Here is a 6,332-nt window from a genome sequence, read left to right on the forward strand (position 1 = left end):
ATGTACCCCTGCCGCCGTACATCACCCACGCCGACGAAGAAGACGACGTGCGCCGCTATCAGACGGTGTTCGCCAAGGAACCTGGCGCCGTGGCCGCGCCCACCGCCGCCCTGCACTTCGACGAAGGCGTGCTGGCCGCGCTGGCTGCGCGGGGCATCGCCACCGCCGAAGTGACCCTGCACGTGGGCGCCGGCACCTTCCAGCCCGTGCGCACCGAGAACCTGGCCGAGCACAAGATGCACAGCGAGTGGTTCGAGGTCTCGCAGGCCACGGCAGACGCCATCCGCGCCACGCGCGCGGCCGGTGGGCGCATCGTCTCGGTCGGCACGACCACGCTGCGCGCGCTCGAGTCAGCGGCGCTGCACGCCTCGCGCGACGAGATCGTGCAGGTCGGCAGCCGCGACACCGACATCTTCATCACCCCGGGCTTCGACTTCAAGGTGGTGGACGTGCTGGTCACCAACTTCCACCTGCCCAAGAGCACGCTGATGATGCTGGTCAGCGCCCTGGCCGGCTACGAGCACATCAAGTCGCTCTACGCCCACGCCATCGAACAACGCTACCGCTTCTTCAGCTACGGCGACGCCATGCTGATCCAGCGCCCCCACCTTTCAGCCCACGTCGCTGCCTGAGTCCAGGAGACCTTTCCATGCTGCAATTCGACCTCCTCAAGACCGAAGGCCACGCGCGCCGAGGGACCCTCACGCTCAACCACGGCGTGGTGCAGACCCCCATCTTCATGCCCGTGGGCACCTACGGCACCGTCAAGGGCGTGATGCCTCAGTCGCTGCACGACATGGGCGCGCAGATCATCCTGGGCAACACCTTCCACCTGTGGATGCGCCCGGGGCTGGACATCATGAAACAGTTCGGTGGCCTGCATCAGTTCGAGGCCTGGAACAAGCCCATCCTCACCGACTCGGGCGGTTTCCAGGTCTGGTCTCTGGGCGACATGCGCAAGATCAGCGAAGAAGGCGTGCGCTTTGCGTCACCCGTCAATGGCGACAAGCTGTTCCTCACGCCCGAGATCAGCATGCAGATCCAGACCATCCTGAACTCGGACATCGTCATGCAGTTCGACGAGTGCACGCCGTACTGGAAGGGTGACAAGTCGCTGGGCCACATCACCACCGAAAAGGAAGCCCGCGCCTCGATGGAGCTGAGCCTGCGCTGGGCCAAGCGCTGCCAGACCGAGTTCGACAAGCTTGAGAACCCCAACGCGCTGTTCGGCATCGTGCAGGGCGGCATGTTCGAGCACCTGCGCGAAGAGTCGCTGGCCTCGCTGGCCGACATGAACCTGCCGGGCTACGCCATCGGCGGCGTGAGCGTGGGCGAGCCCAAGGACGAAATGATGCGGGTGATGAACCACATCAGCCCGAAGCTGCCGGCCAACAAGCCCCGCTACCTGATGGGCGTGGGCACCCCGGAAGACCTGGTGGCTGGCGTGGCCGCTGGCGTGGACATGTTCGACTGCGTCATGCCCACCCGCAACGCACGCAACGGCCACCTGTTCACCCGTTTCGGCGACCTGCGCCTGCGCAACAGCCGCAACAAGGCCGACGAGCGCCCGATCGACGAGACCTGCACCTGCTACACCTGCCGCAACTTCAGCCGCGCCTACCTGCACCACCTCGACCGCTGCGGCGAGATGCTCGGCCCCATGCTGACCACCATCCACAACCTGCATTACTACCTGAACCTGATGCAGGAGGTGCGCGACGCACTGGACGCCGGCCGCTTCGCCGAATTCCAGCGCCAGTTCGCAGCCGATCGCGCACGCGGAGTCTGAAAACGACGCAGGCGCCTGCCCTGCCCCCAAACCGAACCATCCGGGCTGGAGTGGCCTTCAGTGCCGGTGCAGGTACAGGTCGGCGATGACCGGACGGTGCTGCGAAGCCAGCGTGCCGCCGGTGAAGGCATCGGCCACCGCGATCTCCGGGCTGACCAGGATGTGATCGATGCGCAGGAAGGACAGCCCCTTGAGCAGCGAATGCCCGTGCGTGAAGCCGTAGCCCACGCTGGCTGACGAGAACGCGTCGCGCAAGCCCGTGTTGAGCAGCGTCTGCTCGACCACCGAGGGCTCGGTGGCGTTGAGGTCACCCGCCACGATGCGCGGCCCCGGCGGCAGCTGGCGCAGGTACTCCGCCAACAAGCCCGCCTGGCGCACGCGCAGCAACATGTTGTCCTGCCATTCGTCCAGGCCCAGCCACCGAGACTGCCCCCGGTGCCTGGCGACCAGACCCTTGCGCGGCGTGATCAGGTGCACGGTGATCACCTGCAAGGTGGTGCCTTGCACGTCGATGTCACAGTGCGCGAACACATGGGGCTCGTCTCCAACGGGGATCGCGCCATGTCGGCACTGGCGAATCGGCCAGCGACTGAGCAACACGTACTCGTCGTTGGCATGCGCGTGCTGCCAGCCACCGCCCACCACCCGCAGCAGGTCGGCTGACTTGACGTTGCCTTCGACGTCCACCAGCTGCCCCGCGTCCTGCATGACCAGGATGTCGGGCTGGTGTTCGATGATTTCATGCGCCAGCTCGTCCGTGCCGCCGGGCCGATTGAGCGCCAGGTAACTCTTGACGTTGTAGGTCATGAAGCGCACGCGGCCATGGCCCTCTTCGGGCGCACCCCAGCTCAGGCCCATGAGCAGTGTCAGGCTCGCCACCAAGGCCAGCACCGCCAGGCTTCGCCACACCCACCCCAACCAGATGAAGGCGACCAGGACCGCCGCCAGCGCGGGCACCAGGTAGGCCGGAAACGGCAGGTACTGAGACAGGGCCAGCAGGGCGGACTGCCCGGAGCCCTCGATGCGACCGAACAACAGGCCAGCCACACCGGCCAGCACCAAGGTCACGAACAAGCGGGCGCACAACTTCATGCCAGCATCCAAACCATCACCAGAACGACCAATACCCGTTGAGGATCACCCAGCCACCCAGCACACCGTTGGTGACGGCATGCGCCAGCACCGGCGCCCACAAGGAGCCGGTCTTCTTGTAGAGCCAGGCGTAAGCCAGCCCCGCCACGATGGCCCCCAGCCATTGGGTGTGGGCCAGCATGAAACACAGGGTGGACAAGGCGATGGCCTTGATCGTCACCGAGGCTGGGTCCACCTTCTCGAAATCCTGGTTGTCGACCCAGCGCATCAGGAAGCTGCGCCAGAACAGCTCTTCCATGACCGGCACCAGCAGGGCAGCGCCCACCCACCGAAAGGCGATCAGCGTCCACATCAGCTCACCGTCGTCGTCCACCGGGCGAAAGCCCGCCGAGGGCTCGCCCAGCATCATCCAGGGCGCGGTCAGCCGGGTCCACAGCACGAAAACCACGATGCCCACGGCGATGGACAGCAGCACCTGCTTGAAGTCCATTCCCCAGTGCCTGAGCTCGTCATAGCGACGCCAGAACCACGCCAGGCTGGCCGCCACCACCACCACCGACACCGCGTACAACCAGCGGGCGTCAAACGGCAACTGGCTGGCCTCGCCGTCCTCCGTGGAGAACTGCCCCCGCAAAGCGAGGAAGACCATGAACAGGACGAAGGGGATGACCCGGGCCCAGGCCGCGGGAGACAGGAAATTGCCCATGAATGAATGTGTGTGAACCAGAAGGTGAGCGGATTGTGTCGTCACTCGACGCCACCGCTCCCCCCTCATTCGAGGAAGCCCCCGGGAAACTCAGGGCGAAGGCTCGTTCAGCAGTTCCTGCACCCTGGCTTGCAGCTTTTCCGGCGTGACATCCTGAGGCGCGATCGGCTCGCCCACCACCAGGCCGATGCGGTTGAACAGCCCTCGGCGCAGGGGCTTGGCCATGGCTGCCCCCTCGATGCGCGAGAAGGTCGAGCCCCAGAGGTTGTGCAGCGCCGACGGGATCACCGGCACCGGGTTGGTCTCCAGGATCTTCATGACACCTGCCTTGAACGGCTGCAGCGTGCCATCCCGCGTGATGCCACCCTCGGGGAACAGGCACAGCAGTTCACCCTCTTGCAGCACCTGGCGGGCCTTCTGGAAGGCCGCTTCATAGGCCTGCGGGTCTTCCTTCTGCGGCGCAATCGGGATGGCCTTGACCAGCTTGAAGAACCAGCCGATGCCCGGCGTCTTGAAAATGCGGTGGTCCATGATGAAGACCATCGGGCGCGGGCTGATGACGCCCAGGATGACGGCGTCCACAAAACTGACGTGGTTGCACACCAGGATGGCCGCGCCATCGGTCGGGATGTTCAGGTCGCCGCGCACCCGCAAGCGGTAGACGATGCGCGTGACGAACAGCATCACCAGGCGCACGATGTACTCGGGCATCAGCCAGAACACATAACCCACCACCACCACGTTGAGCAGCGCCGTGGCACCGAACACCTGCGGGATGGTGAAGCCTGCAGCCAGCATCGCGCCGGCCAGCAGGCTGCTGACGATCATGAACAGGGCATTGAGGATGTTGTTGGCCGCGATGATGCGGGCGCGGTGACTGGGCTGCGCGCGCAGCTGAATCAGCGCGTACATGGGCACGCTGTACAGGCCCGCGCTGAAGGCCAGCAGGGCCAGGTCGGCCATCACCCGCCAGTGGGCATGCACCGCCAAGAACTCTCCCACCGTGTAGAGCGCGGCACCAGGCGCCTGCGGCAGGCCGGAGGCTGCAAGGTACAGATCGAACGCGAACACCGTCATGCCCACCGCACCGATGGGCACCAGGCCGATTTCCACGTGCCGGTGCGAAAACGTCTCGCACAGCAGCGAGCCGATGGCGATGCCCACCGAGAACACCACCAGCAGCAGCGAAGCCACCTGCTCGTTGCCATGCAGCACGTCACGCGCGAACGAGGGGAACTGAGACAGGAACACCGCGCCAAAGAACCACATCCACGAGATGCCCAGCAGCGATCGGAACACGCTGGGGTACTGCCAGGCCAAACGCAGGTTGCGCCAGGTCTCGGAGACCGGGTTCCAGTTGAGTTTCAGGTCCGGGTCGGATGATGGCGACGCCGGGATGGCGCGGGCCGTGAGCCAGCCCGCCAGGGCGACCCCGAAGCAAGAAGCGGCCACCCAGTGTGGCCCCACTTCGGGGATGCCCATGAGCAAACCACCCCCGACGTTGCCCAGCAAGATGGCCACGAAGGTGCCCATCTCGACCAGGCCGTTGCCACCGGTGAGCTCGTGCTCGCGCAGGTGCTGCGGCAAGTAGGCGTACTTCACCGGGCCGAAGAAGGTGGAGTGCAGACCCATCAGGAAGACACAGCCCAGCAGCAGCGGCACCAACTGGAACCAGAAGCCCAGGCCGGCCAGCACCATGATTCCGACCTCCATGAGCTTGACGCCGCGCATGATGAAGGCCTTGTCGTACTTGTCGGCCCACTGCCCCGAGGTCGCCGACAGCAGCAAGAAGGGCAGGATGAACAGCGCCCCGATCACCAGGCCGGCCACCTTGGGCTCCAGCCAGCTCACCTGCAACTGGTAGGTGACCAGCACCGTGAACGCGAACTTGAACAGGTTGTCGTTTGCAGCCCCCAGGAACTGGGCCAGGAAGAACGGCAAGAAGCGCCGCTGGCCAAGCAGGCTGAACTGACCACCTTGGGATGTCGACTCACTCACAGCACAGGTCCTCCATGGTTTGTGCACCGATTGGACATCAAAACCGCCAGCGCGTTCATTCAATGAACCACCCATTCCTCACGCGCCAGACCGCTTCGTTGCAGCCAGGCAAAGACCGAATCGACCGTGACCGTTCGGATGCGGCCACTGAAGCGCAGCTCGTTGGGGTGGTCGTCGAACGAAACGTTGGCCATGGTCATGCGGGCGCCCAATCGGGTCAGCATCGACAGGTGCAACTCGGTGGGCTGGTAGCCCGTTGCCCTGAGCCAACGCTGGGCAGCGGCCCGATCGACCACGTCCGAGCCCACGGCCGAGGCCACGAACTCGATGGCCCACTGGTTGCTTTGCTGAAAGCGCGTGGCCCAGGGGTAGGCCACCATGCTGTAGGCCCGTGTGTGCAGGAAGGCGCGGCTGCCAGCGTATTTGAGCAAGGGCCACAGGCGCTCCTGCAGGGCCTGCTCCGGCACCACCACCCCGGCAACGTACTCGTGCGGCGTGTCCAGGAAGAAGTCGCCCACGCCCTGGCGGTAGATGGCCGCGCGCTCGGTGCCGCATTCGTTGAGCTTGTGCAGCACACGCCATCCCTCGGCATCCTTGTAGGCCAGGCCCAGGTGCGAGTAGCGCAACCCATGCTCGCGCAGGTCCTGGCCGGCGCGGGCCAGCACCACCACCTTGGCGCCGCTGGCGTCCAGGCGCCTTGCCGTGCGCTCGGCCAACGCCAAGCCTTGCTGCACCGCGCCCACCGAC

Annotated in this window: 6 protein-coding genes; 2 read left to right on the forward strand and 4 right to left on the reverse strand. The window is 65.5% G+C overall.

Annotated elements, in window-relative coordinates; translation table 11 throughout:
* Together queA and tgt are read left to right on the forward strand one after the other, a co-directional pair.
* Positions 1-632, forward strand: a 632-nt coding sequence (queA, locus tag B2W70_RS11635; protein ID WP_286745854.1) for a tRNA preQ1(34) S-adenosylmethionine ribosyltransferase-isomerase QueA, incomplete at its 5' end; no start/stop codon positions are given.
* A 17-nt stretch (positions 633-649) separates the two neighbouring features.
* Positions 650-1,789 (forward strand): tRNA guanosine(34) transglycosylase Tgt, encoded by a 1,140-nt coding sequence (tgt, locus tag B2W70_RS11640; RefSeq protein WP_058088823.1) that lies wholly within the window; start codon positions 650-652, stop codon positions 1,787-1,789.
* Between the two features lie 57 nt (positions 1,790-1,846).
* Here the strand turns inward: tgt and B2W70_RS11645 are convergent, their stop codons facing one another.
* The 4 genes from B2W70_RS11645 to B2W70_RS11660 form a co-directional block, all read right to left on the reverse strand.
* Positions 1,847-2,881, reverse strand: a complete 1,035-nt coding sequence (locus B2W70_RS11645) for an endonuclease/exonuclease/phosphatase family protein (RefSeq protein WP_286745856.1) — start codon at positions 2,879-2,881, stop codon at positions 1,847-1,849.
* A 16-nt stretch (positions 2,882-2,897) separates the two neighbouring features.
* Positions 2,898-3,587, reverse strand: coding sequence for a CAAX prenyl protease-related protein (locus tag B2W70_RS11650; protein WP_286745858.1), 690 nt, complete (start codon positions 3,585-3,587; stop codon positions 2,898-2,900).
* 90 nt (positions 3,588-3,677) lie between these two features.
* On the reverse strand, positions 3,678-5,660 hold the full coding sequence (locus B2W70_RS11655) for an MFS transporter (RefSeq protein WP_414631052.1): 1,983 nt from the start codon (positions 5,658-5,660) through the stop codon (positions 3,678-3,680).
* Positions 5,645-6,332, reverse strand: a 688-nt coding sequence (locus B2W70_RS11660) for a DUF2145 domain-containing protein (protein ID WP_349677453.1), incomplete at its 5' end; no start/stop codon positions are given. The genes B2W70_RS11655 and B2W70_RS11660, both read right to left, overlap by 16 nt.

This window comes from Aquabacterium sp. UBA2148 (assembly GCF_002328915.1).
In the GTDB taxonomy this organism is placed as follows: Bacteria; Pseudomonadota; Gammaproteobacteria; order Burkholderiales; family Burkholderiaceae_C; genus Aquabacterium; species Aquabacterium parvum.